This is a genomic window from Leucobacter sp. USHLN154 (genome assembly GCF_037145595.1).
Classification (GTDB): domain Bacteria; phylum Actinomycetota; class Actinomycetes; order Actinomycetales; family Microbacteriaceae; genus Leucobacter; species Leucobacter alluvii.
On sequence record NZ_JBBCXF010000006.1, the window covers coordinates 58,211 to 79,423 of the forward strand.

Below are 21,213 nucleotides of genomic sequence, written 5' to 3' on the forward strand. Positions count from 1 at the left end.
GTCGACTCCCGGGGCGAAATCCGCGCTCGGGCACGCGTGAAGAGGGCCGGACACCTCCGTCCCCCTGCACGTCAGATCTCTTAGGGTATTCGCAACCGCCTGAAGATGCGACCCGGGGGCACTCGCCCGAGCATGCGCTGACATACGGGAACACCAGATGAGGCCCGAGTTCGCGCCGAAAATCCGCTCTCGGCGGACGCGGCGGGGTTGCGCAGCGCGCCGATTCGGTGAGTGTCGCGCACCAGCCTCCGGCGAACACGGCCTCCGGAGTGCATCGCGGCGCGCTATTCTCCGAAGCATGAGCATGGGTGGCGGGCCGGTCGGGAGGGGATCCCGCATCTCGGCGGGAGACGCCGAGCTGCAGCGCAAGCTGAACCGCGACGCTCCCGCCGTCGAGGGGCTCGGGCGGCGCATCGCCGCGCTGTTCCGGCCGTACCGCATGCAGCTCGTCGTCATCATCGCGCTGGTGCTGGTGTCTGCGGCGCTCGCCATCCTCCCGCCCCTGCTCACGCAGCGGGTGTTCGACGACGGCCTCTTCCCGCTCGACGGGGGCGGCCCGCATCTCGCAGTGCTCGCCTGGCTCGTCGGGGCGATGATCGCCGTCTTCATCGTCTCCTCCGGGCTCGGGATCGTGCAGACGCTCTTCACGGCGCGCGTCGGCAACCGGGTGATGGGCGACCTCAGAGTGAAACTCTTTTCCCACCTGCAATCGATGGAGCTCGGCTTCTTCACCCGCACGAAGACCGGTGTGATCCAGTCGCGCCTGCAGAACGACGTGGGCGGCGTCGCCAATGTGCTCACGAACACCGTGTCGAACATCATCGGCAACACCGTCACGGTCGTCGCCGCAGCGGTGGCCATGCTGCTGCTGAGCTGGCAGCTGACGCTGATCGCAGTCGTCGTCATGCCGATCCTCGTGATCGCGCAGCGCCGCGTCGGCCAGATCCGCGCCAAGATCGCGGGTCACACGCAGGAATCGCTGTCGGAGATGAGCGCGATCACGCAGGAGGCGCTCTCGATCTCCGGGGTGCTGCTCGCGAAGACCTACTCGCGGCAGAGCGCCGAGACCGAGCGGTACGCCGCCGAGAACCGCAACCAGATCGACCTGCAGGTGCGGCAGACGATGAGCGGGCAGCTGTTCTTCGCGCTCGTGCAGGTCTTTCTCTCCGCGGTGCCGGCGATCGTGTACCTGGTCTCGGGGTGGCTCATCGCACGCGGCCAGGGGGAGGGGTTCGACCCGGGCATCACCGCAGGCACCATCGTCGCGTTCACCACGGTGCAGTCGCGGCTGCTCTTCCCGCTCATCGCGCTCATGCGCATCACGCTCGACCTGCAGACCTCGCAGGCGCTGTTCGCCCGCATCTTCGAGTACCTCGACCTGAAGCCGGCCATCGTCGACGCCGCCGATGCCCGCGAGCCGTCGGATGAGCCCGGCCGCGCGGGCCGCATCGAGTTCGACTCCGTCTCCTTCCGCTACCCCGACGCGGGGCCCGACGGTCGGCCAACGCTCGACTCCGTGTCGTTTCACGTGGAACCGGGGGAGTTCGTGGCCTTCGTCGGCGCATCCGGATCGGGCAAGACGACGATCGGGTCGCTCGTGCCCCGCCTGTACGACGCGACAGCGGGCAGCGTGCGCTACGGCGACGACGATGTGCGCGAACTGCGCCAGGAGGGGCTGATGGATCGCATCGGCGTGGTGACGCAGGAGCCCTACCTCTTCCACGCCTCGGTGCTGGCCAACCTGCAGTACGCGAAGCCCGACGCGTCACTGCACGAGGTTCAGGCCGCCGCCCGGCTCGCGAACATCCACGACACGATCGAGAGCTTCGCAGACGGATACGACACCATCGTGGGCGAGCGCGGCTACCGACTCTCGGGCGGCGAGAAGCAGCGCATCGCGATCGCCCGCGTGCTGCTCAAGAACCCGCGCGTGCTGGTGCTCGACGAAGCGACGAGCGCGCTCGACACCGTGAACGAGCGCATCGTGCAGCACGCCCTCGAGGATGCGCGAAGCGGCCGAACGACCATCGCGATCGCGCATCGCCTCTCGACGATCGTCGACGCCGACCGCATCTACGTCGTCGGCGGCGGGCGCATCCTGGAGCACGGCACGCATCAGCAGCTGCTCGCCCTCGGCGGTGCCTACGCCGAGCTCTACGACCAGCAGCAGTAGCGCCGCGCTCGGCGGTTGCGCACCCCCCTGTCTGTCTGTCTGTTGCCGGAGCCGGGTCGCTTTGGGAGGGTGTCGGCGCGCGCTGCGGACGCAACACCCTCCCAAAGTGACCCGGCTCAGTGGGGCGGTGCGGCAGCGCGGCGCAGTAAGGGGCGGCGCGGCGGGCGGCCGTGACTAGCCGCGGGCGGCGAGCAGATCCGCCCCCGTCAGCGATGTCGCCACCGACAGGGTGACCCGAAGGGCCTCATCCGACGGAAGGCGGCCGGCCACGACGGGGATCGCGATGCCGTCTTCGACCGCGAGAATCGCCCGGGCCGTCTCCAGGGCTCCGTAGGGCAATCGCATCGTCCCCTCCGCGACGCCCTGGTCGAGGATCTCGCCGAAGAGTCGCAGCTGCTCGGCCTCGAACTCCAGTCCGGAGGCGACGATCCGCTCCCGCCTGATGGCGAGCGCGGAGAGCTCCATCAGCAGTACGGTGGCCGCGCGTGAGCTCGTGCCCGCGTGCGGAACGCCCAACGCGATGCACTCGATGAGGCGCTCTACCGCTGGTGCGATCTCGGAGACCTGCTGGCGGCGCCGCGTGAGGTACTGCTCGGTCGCCGTCTCGTAGGTGTCGGCGTAGAGGTCGGCGAGATCCGGGTAGTAGTAGCTGACGGCAGCGGGGGTGAGCGATGCCGCCTCGGCGATGTCGACGAGGCGAGCGCCTGCCTGGCCCCGTTCGATGAGGAGACGGGATGTGACCGATACGAGCTCCCGCTTGCGTGCTTCTTGATTGCGGGGGCGGGCCATGGGTTCATTCTTCCAGACGCGCAGGACGAGAGCGTTGACACGCGCGCATTAGTTATTTAAAGTTTCAGTAATTAATGGAAGGAAGGCTATGAGCCGATCACTCGGTGTTGCGCTGGTGCAGCACCACGCCACCACACTGTCCGATTTCGAAGAGCATCTCAGAAGGAGCACCGCCGCCCACCCCGAGATGACACTCTGGGTCTACCCCGAACTGCACCTCGACACCCCGGTCGGTTCACCCGACGTCGAGCGCCTCGCCCGGCCACTCAGCGATGAGCGGTTCGTTCGGCTCGCTGCCCTCGCCGCCGAACTCGGGATCTGGCTCGTTCCCGGTTCCTTCTACGAGCGCGCCGAAGACGGCCGCGTGCACAACGCGGCAGTGGTGTTCGGTGCCGACGGCGACGTGCACGCGACCTACCGGAAGATCTTCCCGTGGCGCCCGGCAGAGGCCTGCGCTCCCGGTGGGGAGTTCACCGTCTTCGACATGCCGGGCTACGGCCGCATCGGCCTCTCCATCTGCTACGACATCTGGTTCCCGGAGCACGCACGCCACCTGGCGTGGGACGGGGCTGACCTCATCCTGAATCTGGTCCAGACCAACACGAGCGACCGCGATCAAGAGCTCGCGATCGTCCGCGGGAACGCGATCATGAACCAGGTGTGGATCGCCTCCGTGAACGCGGCCGCACCGACGGGGCGGGGCCGGTCGCTCGTGGTGGATCCCGAGGGCGCGACCCGCATGAGCTCCGCGACCGCCGAACAGGAGATCCTCACCGCCGTGATCGATTTCGGGCAGGTGGAGGCGGTGCGAGCATTCGGCACCGCAGGAGTCTCCCGGCCCTGGTCGCAGTTCCGGGCGAGCGATGCTCCGATCGACCTCCCGCTGTACGGAGGGCGCATCACGCCGACGAATTGGACGCCCCGCCGAGCGGAGACGAACGCATGAGCGCCGACACCGCGCTGCAGACGGCGCAACCCGCGAAGCTTCTCCCGCGGCTCGGACTGCTCGGCGTCGTGTTTTTCGGGCTCGCCTACATGTCCCCGAGCATCGTCACCTCGACCTTCGGCGTCGTCTCCGAGACGAGTCGGGGCGCCGCACCCACGGCGTACCTCGTGGCCACTGCGGCAATGCTCCTCACCGCGATCGCCTACGCGGTGCTCGCGCGGGCCTACCCCACTGCCGGATCCGCCTACACCTATGTCGGCAAGACGCTCGGCCGCGTCGTGGGGTTCTTCGCGGGGTGGGTGATCCTGCTTGATTACCTGTTCCTGCCGATGGTGGCCTGGCTGATCCAGTCGACCTATCTGCACGCGCAGTTTCCGGGAATTCCGCTCTGGGTGTGGTTGCTCGTCAACGTGGGCGCGACAACGGTGATCAACCTGCTGGGCATCGCGCTCGCCGATCGCGTGAACATCGTCCTCACGATCACCGCGATGGCGTCCGTCGCCGCCCTCGTCATCGTGCTGCTCCTCTTCCTCGGCCGAGAGGCCGGCGGGGCTCCGTCGACCGCGATGTGGAATGAGCAGACGAATATCGTCGCAGTCAGCTCGGCGGCCGCCGTCGCCGCGTACTCGTTCCTGGGCTTCGATGCGATCAGCACCCTGAGCGAGGAGACGAAGCACCCGCGGCGAGACATCCCTCGGGGTATCGTGCTGGCCGTGCTCATCGGCGGGTGCATCTTCGTCGGGGTGTCGTTCCTCATGCAGCTCGTGCATCCCGGCGGTGTGTTCGAGAACGCCGATACCGCGGGATACACCCTGTCGATCTTCGCCGGCGGCGCCGCGTTCACGAACGTCAACAATCTCGTGAGCGTGATCGCAGGATTCGGATCGGGCCTCGCCATCCAGGCCACATCGAGCCGCCTGCTCTTCGTGATGGGACGCGACGGCGTGCTTCCCCGCGCGGTGTTCGGGCGGCTCAGCTCCGCGTTCCGCGTGCCGTGGATCAACATCCTCCTCATCGGGGCGATCGGCATGCTGGGCATGCTCCTCGACATCGGCAAGGCGACGGCGTACATCAACTTCGGGGCCTTCCTGGCATTCGCGCTCGTGAACATCGCGTTCCTCGTCTGGATCTGGCGGAATGCCGCGCCCGCCCGGCCGATCGCGGTCACGGTGCTGCTGAGCGTGATCCCCGTCGCCGGTTTCGCGGTCGACCTGTATCTGTTCTCGAAGCTGCACCCGGAGGCGTACGCGATCGGCGGCGCATGGCTGCTGCTCGGCGTCGTCATGCTCGCCGTCGCGACGCGCGGCTTCCGGCGCCCCGTCCCGGTGCTCTCGGAGCGCTGAGCGGCCCGCCAGCGGCCGTGAAGTGAGTCACCTTTCCCGCTTTACCGCAGCCGGGTCACTTTCGGAGTGTGTTGTGGCCAGTTCGATCGCGACACACTCCGAAAGTGACCCCGCTCGCAGTCTCCCTTTCCCCGCTCGCAGTTTTGGGCGGGCGCAGGCGCCCCCTGCGGCCGGCACCGTAGGATCGTGACCGTGCGGAACATCACCCAGTCACGGAAGCTCGCAGGGGTGCGCTACGACGTGCGCGGACCGATCCTCCAGGAGGCCGAGCGCCTCGAACGGGAGGGGCATCGGATCCTGAAGCTCAACATCGGCAACCCGGCGCCGTTCGGGTTCGAGGCGCCGCCCGAGATCGTCGAACGTCTGCAGGAGGCCCTCTCGGAGGCGCAGGGATACAGCGATTCGCGGGGCATCCTGCCGGCGCGCGAGGCCGTCGCGCGGTACTACTCGGAGGAGGGCGTCCCGGGCATCACCCCCGACGACGTGTTCATCGGCAACGGGGTGAGCGAGATGATCTCGCTGGTCGTGCAGGCGCTCGTCGATGAGGGCGACGAGATCCTGGTCCCGTCGCCCGACTACCCGTTGTGGACGGCGCAGGTCACCCTGTCGGGCGGCCTCGCGGTGCACTACCCCTGCGACGAGTCGAACGGGTGGATGCCCGATCTCGCAGCGATCGAGCGCCTCGTCACGCCCGCGACGAAGGGCATCGTGCTCATCAACCCGAACAACCCGACGGGCGCGGTGTACTCGCCCGAGCTGGTGCGCGGGTTCGCAGCGCTCGCCGAGCGGCACGGCATTGTGCTGATGGCCGACGAGATCTACGAGCGCATCCTGTACGACGGAATGGAGCACGAGCACGCCGCGCTGCACGTGCGCGACACGCTCTGCCTCACCTTCAGCGGCCTCTCGAAGGCGCAGCGCGTCGCGGGCTACCGGGCGGGCTGGCTCGCGATCTCCGGCGACCGCGATCGCGCCCGAGACTTCCTCGAAGGCCTGCAGCTGCTCGCGAACATGCGCATGTGCGCGAACGTCCCCGCGCAGCACGCGATCCCCGTGGCGCTCTCGCCCGCCTCGAACTGGTCGGGCATCGCCGAGCTCTGCGCTCCGGGAGGGCGCCTCCGCGATCAGCGCGACACCGCGCACCGACTGCTCACCGAGATTCCCGGTGTCAGCTGTGAGCTGCCCGGAGGGGCGATGTATCTCTTCCCGCGGCTCGACCCCGAGGTGTATCCGATCGTCGACGATCAGCGGTTCGTCATCGACGTGCTGCGGGCGACCCATGTGCTGGTGACGAACGGCCGAGGGTTCAATCTGCCCACGCCGGATCACCTGCGCTTCGTGACCCTGCCGGCGATTCCGGTGCTCACCGAGGCGATCGGGCGCATCGGCGAGTATCTCGAGACGCGGCGGGCGTGAGCGTCAGAATCCTCGCCGTCGGCAAGAAGCACGAGAGCTGGGTGTCCGACGGGATCGGCCGGTACGAGAAGCGGCTGCGCAAGCCGTTCGACGCGGCGTGGCAGCTGCTGCCGCATTCGTCGCGGGAGGGCGATGCGGCCCGGGCCGAGGAGTCCGACCGGCTGCTCGGCAAGCTGGATCGCGACGCGTTCGTCGTACTGCTCGACGAACGCGGCCGCAACGTCGACTCTCCGTCGCTCGCGCGCACCCTGCAGGGGGCGTTCGATTCGGGCAAAACGGTCACGGTGATCATCGGCGGCGCGTACGGCGTGGATGACCGGGTGCGGTCGCGCGCCGACTTCGTGTGGAGCCTGTCTCAGCTCGTCTTCCCGCACCAGCTCGTGCGCCTCATGCTCGTCGAGCAGTTGTATCGTTCGCAGGAGATATCGGCGAACCGCTCGTACCATCACGTGTGATGCGATCCGGATCGCCCGCAGTTCTCCGCTCTCCAGGAAGGTCCGCAATGCCGCGTTCGCCCCGCCTCGCCGTCGTCGGCAGCATCAACATCGATCTCATCGCTCGCACGGCGACGCTGCCGCGCCCCGGGGAGACGGTGGGCGGGGGATCCTTCTCGCGATTGCCGGGCGGCAAGGGCGCGAATCAGGCGATCGCCGCCGCAGCGCTCGGCATCACGACTCGGATGATCGGCGCGGTGGGCGACGATCCGGATGGGGCGCTGGTGCGGGCCGCGCTCGTCGATGCCGGGGTGGAGGCGTCGGGGGTGCGCACGGCGAGCGAGCCGACCGGCGTGGCGCTGATCGGCATCGACGCCGCCGGGGAGAATCAGATCAGCGTGTGCCCCGGGGCGAATGCGGCGGTGTCGGTGCCGGCCGACGCGTTCGCCCCCGGTGAGGCGGTGCTCGTGCAGCTCGAGGTGCCGATGTCCGTCGTCGTCGATGCGGCTCGCGCCTGCACGGGTTTCTTCGCGGTCAACGCGGCCCCTGCGGCTGAGCTGCCGGCAGAGGTGCTGCAGCGCGCGGATCTCGTGATCGTGAACGAGACCGAGTTCGCGGCGATCCCGGCCCTGCACGGGGACCGGGCGGGCGGTGCCGGTCGTGAGGCCGCGGGCGCCGACGCTCGCGCCGCCGGCCCGCTCGTGGCCGTCAGTCTTGGGGCCGATGGCGCGAAGCTGCTGCGCGACGGCGTCGTCGTGGCGCGCGCCTCGTCGCGGGCAGTGGCGGTGCGCAGCACCGTGGGTGCGGGTGACGCGTTCTGCGCCGCGCTCGTAGCGGCGCTCATCAGTGGTGTGCCGGAGGACGCGGCGCTCGCCGCAGCTTGCGCGGTCGGGGCCGCTGCGGTCGCCGATGAGCGCTCGCAGCCGGCGCTTCTGGCACTGGAGGAGTATCTGCCGGAGTGAGCCAGGGTCAGACGGGGTGGCCCGGGGTGAGTCGCCTTCGTGCTGATGTCAGTGACGGGCCGTCACCGCGCGAGCAGAGGCGCTCCATATGACTGTTGGCGCTCCCCATGAATGTCGGTGGGTTCCGCGATCATCGACACATGATCCCCTTCCGCCTCTCAGCCCGGCTGCAACCGCGTTCCGCCGCGGCCCCTGCCCTCGCGGCCGTGGTCCCGCGCGCGGCGGTCGGCGCTGCGGTGTCGGCGCAGGAGGCCTCGCAGGGTGCGGTCGTCGTTCCCTGGCGGGTGGCTCAGCGGTCGGCGAGCGGGGTGATCGAAGTGGAGAACACGAGCGCGATGGCTCTTGATGCGGTCCGCTTCTCCCTCGCGGGTGATGGGCTGCTGGGCCTGTCGCTGCCGCGCACCGTGCTGCCCGGTGAGCGGCTGCGCGTAGTGCTGCGCGGCTCACGCGCCGAGGTCGCCTCCGTCGCTCCCGATGCGCTGCTCGTGCTGCGCTGGTTTCAGGCCGATGGAAGGGAGCTGCTGTGGCCTGTTTCGGTGAGTTGAGGGGTGCTCGTCCGACCCCTCGCCCGACACGCCGAGACGTGTGTGGAAAGTGGAATTTTTTGGGGCCGACGACGTTGTGGATAAGTGAGGGAGAAGTGCGAAAACGCGCCGAAAGTTCTCCCCAATCCGGCTCCCGGATCCGGGAAAAGTCGGTGCAAAACTACATTGGTGTAACTACATCATGTTGTGGTCGGCCCCGGTGTGGTTCACTAGATGTAGTGCCTCGGACGGGGCGGAAGAGATTTTTACCGAAGGGCGTGACATGGCGATCACCGTATACACCAAGCCGTCGTGCGTACAGTGCACGGCGACCTACCGGGCGCTCGACAGCAAGGGCATCGAGTACGACATTCTCGATCTCTCACAAGACGAAACGGCGCTCGAAGCGGTGAAGGAGCTCGGCTACCTGCAGGCTCCCGTCGTGGTGACCGACGACGAGCACTGGTCGGGCTTCCGCCCCGACAAGATCTCGGAGCTCGCGGGTCGCCTCGCGTAAGGCTGATGGGACGGGGCGGGAACACGCATGGTTCTCGCCCCATTCAGTATTTTCGGCGCTGGAAGAAGGAGGAACGCATGGCGGATCTCGTCTACTTCTCCAGCGTCTCCGGCAACACGCACCGGTTCGTCGAGAAGCTCGGCCGTCCGGCCGAGCGGATCCCGGTACGCGCGGGCGACGAGCCGCTCCGGGCGACCGAGCCCTACGTACTGCTGCTCCCCACATACGGAGGCGGCCCGGAAACACGGGCCGTGCCGAAGCAGGTCATCAAGTTCCTCAACGTCGAGGAGAACCGCAAGCACCTGCGCGGGGTGATCGCCGCGGGCAACACCAACTTCGGTGAGGCCTACGGAATCGCCGGCGACATCGTCGCCAGGAAGTGCCAAGTGCCCTTCCTCTACCGATTTGAACTCTTTGGAACGCCGGACGACGTCATCGCCGTCCAAGAAGGATTGGAACAGTTTTGGTCTCGACAGTAACAACGGCTGACACGGCACCTGCGGTGATGGAGCCCGGACTCGAATCGTCGAAGATCAGCGACATGGATTATCACGCGCTGAACGCGATGCTCAACCTCTACGACGCCGACGGGAACATTCAGTTCGACCGCGACCGAGAGGCTGCCCGTCAGTACTTCTTGCAGCACGTCAACCAGAACATGGTGTTCTTCCACAACTTCGAAGAGCGCATGCGCTACCTGATCGACAACGACTACTACGAGTCGGCACTGATCGAGCAGTACGGGGTGCCGTTCATCGAAGAGCTGACGAACGAAGCGTACGCGATGAAGTTCCGCTTCCCGACGTTCCTCGGCGCCTTCAAGTTCTTCACCTCCTACGCCCTGAAGACGTTCGACGGCAAGCGCTACCTCGAGCGCTTCGAGGACCGCGTCGTCATGTCGGCGCTCGGCCTCGCCGAGGGCGATCGCGAACTCGCCCGGGGACTCGTGCGGGAGATCGTGTCGGGCCGGTTCCAGCCGGCGACGCCCACCTTCCTGAACCTCGGCAAGGCGCAGCGCGGCGAGCTCGTCTCCTGCTTCCTGCTCCGCATCGAAGACAACATGGAGTCGATCTCGCGCGGCATCAACTCGTCGCTGCAGCTCTCGAAGCGCGGCGGCGGCGTCGCGCTCCTGCTCTCGAACATTCGCGAGACCGGGGCGCCGATCAAGAAGATCGAGAACCAGTCCTCCGGCATCATCCCCGTGATGAAGCTGCTCGAAGACAGCTTCAGCTACGCCAACCAGCTCGGCGCGCGTCAGGGCGCCGGCGCCGTCTACCTGTCGGCGCACCACCCCGACATCATGCGTTTCCTCGACACGAAGCGCGAGAACGCCGACGAGAAGATCCGCATCAAGACGCTGTCGCTCGGCGTCGTGATCCCCGACATCACGTTCGAACTCGCCAAGAAGGGCGAGGACATGTACCTGTTCTCGCCGTACGACGTCGAGCGCGTCTACGGCGTGCCCTTCGGCGACATCTCGATCTCCGAGAAGTACTCGGAGATGGTCGACGACGCGCGCATCAAGAAGACGAAGATCAACGCGCGCCACTTCTTCCAGACGATCGCCGAGCTGCAGTTCGAGTCGGGCTACCCCTACATCGTGTTCGAAGACACCGTGAACCGTGCGAACCCCATCAAGGGCCGCATCAACATGTCGAACCTGTGCTCCGAGATCCTCCAGGTCAACACGCCGACCACGTACAACGAGGACCTGAGCTACGGCGACATCGGCAAGGACATCTCCTGCAACCTCGGCTCGATGAACATCGCCGCGGCGATGGACGGCGGCAACCTCGGCGGCACCGTCGAACTCGCGATCCGCGCCCTCACCTCGGTCAGCGATCAGAGCCACATCTCCTCCGTGCGTTCGATCGAGGACGGCAACGATCAGTCGCACGCCATCGGCCTCGGTCAGATGAACCTGCACGGCTACCTCGCTCGTGAGCACGTGCACTACGGCTCAGAAGAGGGCATCGACTTCACGAACATCTACTTCTACACCGTGCTGTTCCACGCGCTGCAGGCCTCGAACCGCATCGCGATCGAACGAAAGAGCGTCTTCGGCGGCTTCGAGGACTCGCAGTACGCGTCGGGCGAGTTCTTCGACAAGTACACCGAGCAGGAGTGGGCGCCGGCGACGGCGCGCGTCGCCGAGCTGTTCCAGCAGGCGGGCATCGTGATCCCGAACCAGGCGGACTGGCTCGAGCTCAAGGCCAGCGTGATGCAGCACGGCATCTACAACCAGAACCTCCAGGCCGTGCCGCCGACCGGCTCGATCTCGTACATCAACAACTCGACGAGCTCGATCCACCCGATCGCGTCGAAGATCGAGATCCGCAAGGAAGGCAAGCTCGGGCGCGTGTACTACCCGGCTCCGTTCATGACGAACGAGAACCTCGAGTACTACACCGACGCGTACGAGATCGGCCCGGAGAAGATCATCGACACCTACGCCGCGGCCACGCAGCACGTCGATCAGGGCCTGTCGCTCACGCTGTTCTTCAAGGACACGGCGTCGACGCGCGACATCAACAAGGCGCAGATCTACGCATGGCGCAAGGGCATCAAGACGATCTACTACATCCGTCTGCGGCAGCTCGCGCTCGAGGGCACGGATATGTCGGAGTGCGTCAGCTGCATGCTGTGATGCGCCCGACCCGCGCATAGGTATCGAGAATCCACCGGAGTAGAGAGAACCCGATGAACTTCAAGCTGGGCCACGCCGTGCAGGCGATCAACTGGAACCGGATCCAAGACGACAAAGACCTCGAGGTCTGGAACCGTCTGGTCAACAACTTCTGGTTGCCCGAGAAGGTGCCGCTGTCGAACGACGTGCAGTCGTGGGCGACCCTGACCCCGCAGGAGCAGCTGCTCACCATGCGGGTGTTCACGGGCCTCACGCTGCTCGACACCATCCAGGGCACGGTCGGCGCCGTGTCGCTGATCCCCGACGCGATCACCCCTCACGAGGAGGCCGTCTACACGAACATCGCGTTCATGGAATCGGTGCACGCGAAGAGCTACTCGTCGATCTTCTCGACGCTCTGCTCCACGCAGGAGATCGACGACGCGTTCCGCTGGTCGATGGAGAACCCGAATCTGCAGAAGAAGGCGCAGATCATCACCGACTACTACGAGGGTGACGATCCGCTGAAGCGCAAGGTCGCCTCGACGCTGCTCGAGTCCTTCCTCTTCTACTCCGGCTTCTACCTGCCGATGTACTGGTCGAGCCACGCCAAGCTCACCAACACGGCAGACCTGATCCGCCTCATCATCCGCGACGAGGCCGTGCACGGGTACTACATCGGCTACAAGTTCCAGAAGGGCCTCGAGAACGAGACCGAGGAGCGCCGCCAGGAGCTCAAGGACTACACGTTCTCGCTCATGTACGAGCTCTACGAGAACGAGGTCAAGTACACGGCCGACCTCTACGACCCCGTCGGCCTGACCGAGGACGTCAAGAAGTTCCTCCACTACAACGCCAACAAGGCGCTGATGAACCTCGGATACGAGCCGATGTTCCCGAAGGAGATGACCGACGTCAACCCGGCCATCCTGTCGTCGCTCTCGCCCAACGCCGACGAGAACCACGACTTCTTCAGCGGCTCGGGCTCGTCGTACGTCATCGGCAAGGCCGTCGCCACCGAAGACGAGGACTGGGACTTCTAAGGCGGTTCCGGCCGAGCGCCGCAAAAAGGCCCCTGACCAGCGATTCGTCGCGGGTCAGGGGCCTTTTCTCGCGCTTCAGCCGGTTATTCCGTGCGTCCGCAGCGGAGCATATTGGCTCGTTCGCTCGTCGCGGACCTGCACGGCGCACGGCGCACGGGGCGCGGCGTGCAAGCATCCTGCAGCGAGAAATCGCGCGTCGTAGGATCGCATCGGACCGGGATTATCGGATGCGTCCTGCCGCGATTCGGCAGACTCGTTCTGGAAGGGGGTCGCCATGATCACCGAACTCAATGCGCTGATCGATCACGTCGAGTCGCACCTCACGGACGACCTCGACGTGTCGGAGCTCGCAAGCGCGCTGGGAACGACCGAGTATCACTTGCGGCGCATGTTCTCGTCGCTCGCCGGTCTGCCGCTCTCCGAGTATGTGCGTCGGCGTCGCATGACGGTGGCCGCGACGGACGTGATCGAGCACACGGGCATGTTGGACGTGGCGGTGCGATACGGCTACAGCTCCAGTGAAGCGTTCAACCGAGCGTTCCGCGCGGTGCACGGCGTGAGCGCCGCTCACGTGCGGCAGCATGGAGGTCCCCTTCGCGCGCAACCTCAACTGCGGCTGCGCCTGACCATCGAAGGGAACACCACTATGCACACTCGCCTCGCTGAACGACCTGCCTTTCGACTCGTCGGCCGCACCGCACGCGTCCCGCTCATCCACGACGGCGCGAACCCGCACATTCAGCAGCACATTGCATCCATGCCCGATGGGGAGCATGAACGCCTCAAAGCGCTCAGCAACTGCGAGCCCGGGGGATTGCTGCAGATCAGTGCTGACGTCAGCCCCGACTTCGAGGAGGGCAGTGAGCTCACGTACATGCACGGCGTCGCAGTCGAGAATGCGACCGATGCGCCCGACGACCTTGACATGATCGAGGTTCCCGCCGGGACTTGGGTCGTCTTCCGAGCGACAGGCCCGTACCCCGCCGCGCTGCAGGAGAGCTACGCGGCGTCGGCGACGGACTGGTTCCCATCGAACCCGTGGCGGCTGCGAGAGGGGCCCTCGATCGTCGCGGTCGTCGATCGTGCAGAGGACTTCAGCACCGCGACCACGGAACTGTGGATGCCGATCGAGCGTGCGGCATCCGACTACGTCGAGTGAAACCTCGCGAGCATCGACCCCGTGGCGCAACGGAGGTCGCGGACGTAGGCTGTCCGCACCACGCGGAACGGGCGGGCTCACATCGGAGGACGGCATGTGCACAGGGGCGAATTACACCACGCGGGACCACTACTTCGGTCGCAATCTCGACCTGGAGTTCTCGTACAACGAGACGGTCACCGTGACGCCGCGCAATTTCCCGTTCGCATTCCGCAGATCGGAGTCGCTGGTGTCCCATCACGCCATGATCGGGATGGCGACGATCGCCGACGGGTCCCCCCTGTACTACGACGCGACGAACGAACAGGGCCTCAGCATGGCGGGTCTCAACTTCCCGGGAAACGCGGTCTACCACCCCGAGGCGCCGGGTCGGACCAACATCACTCCGTTCGAGTTCATCCCGTGGATTCTGGGGCAGTTCGAAACCGTGGGTGAGGTGAAGTCGGCGCTCGAAACGATGAACCTCATCGACATCTCGTTCAACGAGACCTTCCCGTTGTCGCCGCTGCACTGGATCATCTCTGATCGGACCGAATCGATCACTGTGGAGAGCGTCGCGGAAGGGCTGAGGGTGTACGACAACCCGGTCGGGGTGCTCACCAACAATCCTCCGTTCGACATGCAGATGTTCAACTTGAACAACTTCATGCACCTCTCCAAGCACCCGCCGGAGACGCACTTCTCAGATGAGCTGGAGTTCGATGTCTACAGTCGGGGGATGGGCGCGATCGGCCTGCCCGGCGATCTGTCGTCCGCGTCGCGATTCGTCAAAGCCGCGTTCACGAAGCTGAACTCGGTGTCCGGGGAATCGGAGTCGGAATCGATCAGTCAGTTCTTCCAGATCCTCGGATCCGTCGCCCAGCAGCGCGGATGCGTGGAGGTTTCTCCAGGCGAGTTCGAGATCACCATCTACTCCTCCTGCTGCAACACCGACACCGGCGTCTATTACTACACGACGTACGAGAACAGTCGGATCACAGCGGTGGACATGCATCGAGAAGACCTCGACGGGCGAGCGCTCATCGATTACCCGTTGACCCACGAGCAGCAGATTCTTCGGCAGAACTGACAGTCGCGTTCTGCATGGGATCCGCGGTCCGCAACACGCAAAACCAGGCGCGGGGCTTGTAGATCGCGGATCGACGGCATGCGGCGGCGGCTCGGAGGCGTCGAGCCCGCCCTGAAGAGCCCTGATGGGCGCACCCGCCACAATAGAGGGGTGTCGATTCCGCTGATTCCCGAGATGCCAGAGCCCGTGTATGTGATGTCGGAAGAGGGGTTCCGCCTCGCCACCTATACCTGGGGCGACGACGACGCCCCCGTAGTGCTGGCTGTGCACGGCTTCGCGTCGAGCTGCCGCGACAACTGGGTGAGTACAGGCTGGGTCGGCGGGCTGCTGCGCGAGGGATTCCGCGTGCTCGGCATCGATCAGCGCGGGCATGGCATGAGCGAGAAGCCGGTCGAGCCGCGCAACTACCAGATGCCGCTCCTGGTCTCTGACGTCGAGGCGATCCTCGACACGTACATGATCGACCCGGTGCTCTACCTCGGGTACTCGTTGGGCGCGCGCGTCGGCTGGCACGTGGCGGTCGACCTCGGGGACCGGATCGAGCGAGCCGTGCTGGGCGGTATTCCCGACGGGCGCCCGCTCGGCCGCTTGGACCTCGCGCAGGCGAACGCCTACCTCGAGCACGGCACGCCCGTCACGGACCAGGCCACGCAGAACTACGTCAGGCTCGCCGAGCGCGTGCCCGAGAACGATCTCGGAGCGCTCATCGCCCTCGCCGGAGGTATGCGGTTCGGCGACGAGAACCCCGACATGGGGCGTCCGCCGCAGCAGCCCGTGCTCGTCGCGACCGGCACCGAGGATCGCATCTTCGACGACTCGAAGCAGCTCGCCGCGCAGCTGCCGAACGGCACGTTCGTGGAGATCGAAGGACGGCACCACTTCAACGCGCCGGGCGCGCGAGACTTCAAGCGGTTCGGCATCGACTTCCTCCGCGGCGGGGCATAACCGACGCGGCGCCGCCGAAACGCCCACCCGCCCCTACGCCGCCTGCAGCCAGAGCGGTTCGGGCCGTGACGCGATCAGGCGCTGCGTGTACTCCTGCTGCGGGTCGGTGAGGATCTGCGTCGTCGTTCCGTACTCGACGACCTCGCCGCGCTGCATCACGAGGGTTTCAGCGCAGATCCGAGAGACGACGGCGAGGTCGTGCGTGACGAAGACGATGGTGAGCCCGAACTGCTCGCGCACCTCCTCGATGAGTTCGAGTACCTGCGCCTGCACCGACACGTCGAGTGCGCTCGTCGCCTCGTCGAGCACGAGCAGCTTCGGCTTCGCGGCGAGCGCCTTCGCGAGCGCGACGCGCTGCCGCTGCCCGCCCGAGAGCGCCTTCGGCCTCGCGGCGAGCTGGTCGGGCCGGATGCCGACGCGCTCCAGCAGCGCGCCGGCCGCCGACTCGGCGTCTCGACGCGTTCCGCCGGCGTGCAGGCGCACGACGTCGGCGACTGAACGGCCGATCGCGATGCGGGGGTCGAGCGAGAGATACGGATCCTGGAACACCATCTGGGTGCTGGACGCGAGTGTCCGGCGTTCGGTTCCCGAGAGCGCGCGATCGGGTCGCGTGACGCCCTCGACCACCAGCTCTCCCTCGTCGGTCTGCTCCAACCCGACGAGGATGCGCGCGAGCGTCGATTTGCCCGAGCCCGATTCGCCGACGATGCCGAGCGATCCGCCGCGCGCGAGCGAGAAGTCGACGTCGAAGAGCGCCGTCACATCGTCGCGCCCCGTCACCCGGTAGCGCTTCGTGAGCCCCGAGGCCACGATCAGCGGGGGGTCCACAGGCGCCGAAGCGCCCGCCGCACCGGTGGCAACCTCTCGCACCTCGATGCGCGGTGTCGCGGCGAGCAGCTCGCGAGTGTAAGCCTCACGAGGCGTTTGGAAGATGGACTCGGTCGCGCCCGCTTCCACCACGAGCCCGCCGCGCAGCACGACGACGCGCTCGCACAGCGATGCGGCGAGCCCGAGGTCGTGCGTGATGAACAGCATGCCCATCCCTCGTGCCGCCTGCTGCTCGCGGAGCAGATCGACGATGCCGGCCTGGGTGGTGACGTCGAGCGCGGTGGTCGGTTCGTCGCACAGCAGCAGATCGGGTGAATCGAGCAGAGCTGCGGCGATCATCACGCGTTGCAGCATGCCGCCCGAGAGCTGGTGCGGGTACTGGTCGAGCAGCGAGGCGGCACGCGGCAACCCGACCTGCTCCAGCTGAGCCACGGCGCGCGCCGCGGCGTCGGATCGGCTCAGTCCGTGCCAGCGCACCAGTGTCTCGGTCAGGAAGTCGCCGAGTGTGCGCACCGGGTTGATGCCGGCGCGGGGGTCCTGGAAGATCATCGACGCACGTGTGCGGCGGATCGTGCGCAGCTGCGCCTCGCTCGCCGTCACGGTGTCGATGTCGCCGACGCGTACCGACCCTGCGAGCGATGCGTGGTCGGGGAACAGGCCGAGAGCAGCCCGGGTGGTGAGCGATTTGCCCGATCCGGATTCGCCGACGAGGGCCACGGATTCGCCGGAGGCGACCGACAGCGACACCCCGTTCAGCAGCGGGCCGCGTCCGGGAACGCGCAGGGAGAGATCTGCGATATCGAGGAGCTGGGTCATGAGAAGTTGCCTCCGATGCGGTCGGACAGTTCTTCGCCGATGATGTTGATGGCGACCACCACGAGCACGACGACTGCGGCGGGCACGAACGTCGGCAGGAGCGCCCCGCTCATGAGCGCCCCGCGGCTCTCATTGATCATGGAGCCCCAGTCGGCGGTGGGGGCCTGCACGCCGAGGCCGATGAACGACAGGGCGGCGAGGTCGGCGAGCACGTAGCCGAAGTTGAGCGTCGACTGGGCGCCGACAGTCGGCACGACGTTCGGGAGCACGCGGCGCAGGGCGATCCACGATCCGCGGAACCCGAGCACTCGGTAGGCCTGCACGTAGGGCCGGGTGCGCTCCGCCACGATGAGCCCGCGGGTGAGCCGGGCGACGTAGGGGATGTAGGCGATGGTCATGGCGAGCACCGGGGCGAAGAGTCCCTTGCCGAAGAGCGCGACCGCGAGAATCGCGAGCAGCATCGCCGGGAACGAGAACAGGAAGTCGAAGACGCGCGAGAGCACGGCGTCGATCCATCCGCCGCGCCACGCGGCGATGAGGCCGAGCAGGAGGCCCAGCACGGTCGAACCGATGACGACGATGAGCGGACCGATGAGGGAGGTGCGCGCGCCGAACATCAGTCGGGTGAGCAGATCGCGGCCGAGCGCGTCGGTGCCGAGCCAGTGCGCCCAGCTGGGGCCGGAGAGCACGTTCTGCAGGTCGACGTGATCGGGGTCGTAGGGGGCGATCAGCGTCGCGAGCGCCGCGGCGAGTACGACGATCGCGACGAAGACGAGCGACACCGTGGCCTGGACGGAGAAGCGCCTGCGCCGCAGCGACTTCGGCACGGTGAGGGCGCGGGTGGCGTTCGGCGGGACATCCGGAGACGATCCTGAGGTGGCGGGCCGCGGTGCAGCCTGGGAGGCAGAGGTGCTCATCGGGTCTCCGATCCTGCGGCGATGCGGGGGTCGATCAGCGGTTGGATGAGATCGACGATGGTGTTGATGGTGACGAAGGCGACGACGACGACGAGCACGATGGCCTGGACGACCGGGAAGTCCAGTCGATCGACCGACTGCACGAGCAGCGACCCCATGCCGGCGAGTCCGAACGTCTGCTCGACGATCGCGCTCGAGACGAGGAGACCTGCGACGAGCACGCCGCTGACGAGCAGGATCGGACCGACCGCGTTGCGCAGTACGTGCCGCAAGACCACCGATGACCGGGTGAGTCCGCGGCTGGTGGCCACCTCGACGTGCTCGCGCACGAACTGCTCGTTCATCGAGGAGCGGGTGACCCGGGCGATGAGAGCGACGAACGCGAGGCCGAGGGCGAATGCGGGGAGGATCAGGTGCATGAAGCGGTCCCAGCCGGCGTCTCCGCTGCCGAAGGAGGGGAACCAGCCGAGTTGCACGGCGAACACCGCGATGAGCAGGATCGCGATGACGAAGGCGGGCATCGCGCCGAGCGCCGTCGACGTCATCAGGATCACGCGATCCGTCAGCTTGCCGCGCCGCAGACTGGCGAAGATGCCGGCCGCGAGCCCGAAGAGCACGATGATCACCGCGGCGAGGGCGACGAGTTCGAGGGTGACCGGGAGCCGGGCCAGCAGCACGCTCGACACGTCGTCGCGGTATTGGAGCGAGCGGCCGAAGTCGCCGCGCACCACGCCGCTGATCCACGAGAGGTACTGCTCGATCGGGGGCTTGTCGAGGCCGTACTGCTTCGTGACCTCGGCGATGGCCTCCGGGCTCGGGCTCCGGCCGCGCAGGAGGAAGCGCGCCGGGTCGCCCGGCACGACGAAGCGGGAGAAGAATACGACGAGCGAGGCGGCGAACAACGTCGCCACGAGGCCGACGAGGCGTCCCAGCACGAACCGCGCGGTCGTCCCACCGCGGCGGCCGCGACTGCGGCGCCCCCCGCGCTGAGGGCCGGACGAGGTGCCGTCCTCGCGCAGTCGCACGGCCCGCGTCTCGTTTGCAGCAGCGCCAGTTGATGTCATCACTCCGCCTTCCCGATCGTCGCGGCCCAGGGGTAGTACATGTAGTAGATCGATGGATCGACGCCCGTGATCCGGTCGCCGAGCCACAGGGTCGTCGGTACGTCGAAGAGCGGAATCCAGGGGAGCTCCTCGCTCGTGAGGCGCTGCGCTTCGGCGGCCAGATGGGAGCGCTCGAATGCGTCGTCCGTCTGCAGCGCCTCGTTCACGATGGTGTCGAACTCGTCGTTCGACCACTGGCCGTAGTTCGAGAACTCGCCGGTGCGCAGCACCGCGTACATCTCGAGCGGGTCGGTACTCGAGAGGTACCAGCGCGTCGTCATCAGGTCGACGCCCTCGAGCGCGGTGGGGTCGGAGAACAGCAGCGTGTACGCGTTCGGGGTGCGGGTGTCGATCTCGATGTCGAGGCCGATCTCGGCGCCCGCCGACGCGACCGCCTGGGAGATGACATCGAAGGAGGCGTCGAGCGACGCGGTCGCGTACGTGATCTTCGCGCCCTCGGCGCCGGCCTCCTGGACGAGGCGCCGCGCCTCTTCGAGGTCGTAGTCGTGGTTCGGCAGGTCCTCGAATGCGGTTTTCGCGGCCTCTGGGTCGCCGTTGATCCACACCGATTCGGATGTGAGGGCGTCGGTCGGCGTCGCGTAGCCCTGCACGGCGGCGCGCACGAGCGCCTCGCGATCGAGCGCCATGGTCAGAGCCTGGCGCACGCGCACGTCGCCGAGCGGGCCGTCCATGTCGGACACGATGAGGCTCTGCACCGTCGCGTTCAGGCCGAAGTGCACGCTGCCGGTGTCGCTCGCCCGCAGCACGTCGATGGCGTTGCTCGGGATCGTCCACGCGCCATCGATCTCGCCGGTCTGCAGCGCGTTGACGCGCGCGTTCGGGTCGGTGAGGATCACGAAGGTCATCTGCTCGGCCTTCGCGCGCAGCTCGGGATCCCAGTAGTCGTCGAAGCGGTCGAGGGTGATCGACTCGCCCGAGCGCCACTCGCCGAAGGAGAACGGGCCCGTGCAGTTGACCCCGGTCGACTGGTTGCCGTAGTCGGCACCCGCCGCTTCGGTGGTCGCGGCCGACTGGATGACGCCGGGGGCCGCCGACATCAGCTGATTGAACTGCGAGTCGGGTACGACGGTGCGCACGGTCACCTCGTGCTCGCCCGTCTGCTCGATCGTGTCGACGTTCTTGAAGGTGTCGTACCAGAACGACGCCACCTCGGGATCGAGGTGCCGCATCAACGAGACGACGACGTCGTTCGGGGTCATCTCGGTGCCGTCGTGGAACTTGACGCCTTCTCGGATCGTGTAGACCCAGGTGAGCGGGTCGGGGTGCTCGAAACCGGTGGCGAGGCCGGGCGAGACCGACAGGTCGGAGTTCCAGCGGAGCAGGGAGTCGCAGACGTTCGAGAGCACCGTGTTGTCGGCGTAGTCGAATGCGTATGCCGGGTCGAGGGAATACGGTTCGGTGCCGAGCGCCCACGTGTACGAGTCGATCTCGCCCACGGGAGCGGGAGTGCTCGCCTCCAGCTCGAAGGTGCCGGCATCCTTGCCGACGGCGCTCTGCCCGCAGCCGACGAGGCCGGTGACGAGCAGGATCGCCGTGCCGAGGGCGGCCGTACCGCGCATGCCGCGGCGGGTCAGGCGGCGGG

General features: G+C 67.0%; 19 protein-coding genes. 14 read left to right on the forward strand and 5 right to left on the reverse strand.

The features are described from left to right. Window positions 1-304: 304 nt before the first annotated feature. Window positions 305-2,173, forward strand: a complete 1,869-nt coding sequence (locus WFH23_RS11690) for an ABC transporter ATP-binding protein (protein WP_336662790.1) — start codon at window positions 305-307, stop codon at window positions 2,171-2,173. Window positions 2,174-2,347: 174 nt separating this feature from the next. Here WFH23_RS11690 and WFH23_RS11695 read toward each other — a convergent pair whose 3' ends face one another. Continuing rightward, the gene (locus WFH23_RS11695) at window positions 2,348-2,962 is read right to left on the reverse strand and encodes a TetR/AcrR family transcriptional regulator (protein WP_090146200.1); all 615 of its coding nucleotides are present in this window, start codon (window positions 2,960-2,962) and stop codon (window positions 2,348-2,350) included. Between the two features lie 88 nt (window positions 2,963-3,050). Here WFH23_RS11695 and WFH23_RS11700 point away from each other — a divergent pair, with 88 nt between their 5' ends. The 13 genes from WFH23_RS11700 (at window position 3,051) to WFH23_RS11760 (ending at window position 15,946) form a co-directional block, all read left to right on the forward strand. Then, window positions 3,051-3,908, forward strand: coding sequence for a carbon-nitrogen hydrolase family protein (locus WFH23_RS11700; RefSeq protein ID WP_336662642.1), 858 nt, complete (start codon window positions 3,051-3,053; stop codon window positions 3,906-3,908). Next, the gene (locus tag WFH23_RS11705) at window positions 3,905-5,251 is read left to right on the forward strand and encodes an APC family permease (RefSeq protein WP_336662643.1); all 1,347 of its coding nucleotides are present in this window, start codon (window positions 3,905-3,907) and stop codon (window positions 5,249-5,251) included. Before WFH23_RS11700 ends, WFH23_RS11705 begins: the two co-directional genes overlap by 4 nt. A gap of 192 nt (window positions 5,252-5,443) precedes the next feature. After that, the gene (locus WFH23_RS11710) at window positions 5,444-6,667 is read left to right on the forward strand and encodes a pyridoxal phosphate-dependent aminotransferase (RefSeq protein WP_336662644.1); all 1,224 of its coding nucleotides are present in this window, start codon (window positions 5,444-5,446) and stop codon (window positions 6,665-6,667) included. Next, on the forward strand, window positions 6,664-7,122 hold the full coding sequence (locus WFH23_RS11715) for a 23S rRNA (pseudouridine(1915)-N(3))-methyltransferase RlmH (RefSeq protein ID WP_200330460.1): 459 nt from the start codon (window positions 6,664-6,666) through the stop codon (window positions 7,120-7,122). Before WFH23_RS11710 ends, WFH23_RS11715 begins: the two co-directional genes overlap by 4 nt. 47 nt (window positions 7,123-7,169) lie before the next feature. Continuing rightward, window positions 7,170-8,063, forward strand: coding sequence for a PfkB family carbohydrate kinase (locus WFH23_RS11720; protein ID WP_336662645.1), 894 nt, complete (start codon window positions 7,170-7,172; stop codon window positions 8,061-8,063). Window positions 8,064-8,203: 140 nt separating this feature from the next. Next, entirely contained in the window at window positions 8,204-8,608 is a 405-nt protein-coding gene (locus tag WFH23_RS11725; protein ID WP_336662646.1) for a hypothetical protein, read from the forward strand. Between the two features lie 262 nt (window positions 8,609-8,870). Continuing rightward, window positions 8,871-9,104, forward strand: coding sequence for a glutaredoxin-like protein NrdH (gene nrdH, locus WFH23_RS11730; protein WP_090146211.1), 234 nt, complete (start codon window positions 8,871-8,873; stop codon window positions 9,102-9,104). 77 nt (window positions 9,105-9,181) lie between these two features. Next, window positions 9,182-9,583 carry a class Ib ribonucleoside-diphosphate reductase assembly flavoprotein NrdI gene (gene nrdI / locus WFH23_RS11735; protein WP_090146214.1) on the forward strand — a complete coding sequence of 134 codons (402 nt, stop codon included), beginning with the start codon at window positions 9,182-9,184 and terminating at the stop codon, window positions 9,581-9,583. A 26-nt stretch (window positions 9,584-9,609) separates the two neighbouring features. Continuing rightward, window positions 9,610-11,751 (forward strand): class 1b ribonucleoside-diphosphate reductase subunit alpha, encoded by a 2,142-nt coding sequence (gene nrdE, locus WFH23_RS11740; RefSeq protein WP_090146217.1) that lies wholly within the window; start codon window positions 9,610-9,612, stop codon window positions 11,749-11,751. Between the two features lie 53 nt (window positions 11,752-11,804). Then, window positions 11,805-12,773 (forward strand): class 1b ribonucleoside-diphosphate reductase subunit beta, encoded by a 969-nt coding sequence (nrdF, locus tag WFH23_RS11745; RefSeq protein ID WP_010155851.1) that lies wholly within the window; start codon window positions 11,805-11,807, stop codon window positions 12,771-12,773. 274 nt (window positions 12,774-13,047) lie between these two features. After that, window positions 13,048-13,932, forward strand: a complete 885-nt coding sequence (locus tag WFH23_RS11750) for an AraC family transcriptional regulator (RefSeq protein WP_336662648.1) — start codon at window positions 13,048-13,050, stop codon at window positions 13,930-13,932. Window positions 13,933-14,026: 94 nt separating this feature from the next. After that, window positions 14,027-15,001: a choloylglycine hydrolase gene (bsh, locus tag WFH23_RS11755; RefSeq protein WP_336662649.1), complete on the forward strand. Its 975-nt coding sequence runs from the start codon at window positions 14,027-14,029 to the stop codon at window positions 14,999-15,001. 150 nt (window positions 15,002-15,151) lie between these two features. Next, on the forward strand, window positions 15,152-15,946 hold the full coding sequence (locus tag WFH23_RS11760; RefSeq protein WP_336662650.1) for an alpha/beta fold hydrolase: 795 nt from the start codon (window positions 15,152-15,154) through the stop codon (window positions 15,944-15,946). Window positions 15,947-15,979: 33 nt separating this feature from the next. Here the strand turns inward: WFH23_RS11760 and nikE are convergent, their stop codons facing one another. The 4 genes from nikE to WFH23_RS11780 are packed head-to-tail and all read right to left on the reverse strand — an operon-like array spanning window position 15,980 to window position 21,190. Then, on the reverse strand, window positions 15,980-17,590 hold the full coding sequence (gene nikE / locus WFH23_RS11765; protein WP_336662651.1) for an ABC transporter ATP-binding protein: 1,611 nt from the start codon (window positions 17,588-17,590) through the stop codon (window positions 15,980-15,982). Beyond that, entirely contained in the window at window positions 17,587-18,507 is a 921-nt protein-coding gene (locus WFH23_RS11770) for an ABC transporter permease (protein WP_249290822.1), read from the reverse strand. The genes nikE and WFH23_RS11770 overlap by 4 nt, the downstream gene beginning before the upstream one ends. Next, window positions 18,504-19,571, reverse strand: a complete 1,068-nt coding sequence (locus WFH23_RS11775) for an ABC transporter permease (RefSeq protein ID WP_234037117.1) — start codon at window positions 19,569-19,571, stop codon at window positions 18,504-18,506. Before WFH23_RS11775 ends, WFH23_RS11770 begins: the two co-directional genes overlap by 4 nt. Then, window positions 19,571-21,190 (reverse strand): ABC transporter substrate-binding protein, encoded by a 1,620-nt coding sequence (locus tag WFH23_RS11780; RefSeq protein ID WP_442918751.1) that lies wholly within the window; start codon window positions 21,188-21,190, stop codon window positions 19,571-19,573. Before WFH23_RS11780 ends, WFH23_RS11775 begins: the two co-directional genes overlap by 1 nt. Window positions 21,191-21,213: the final 23 nt, after the last annotated feature.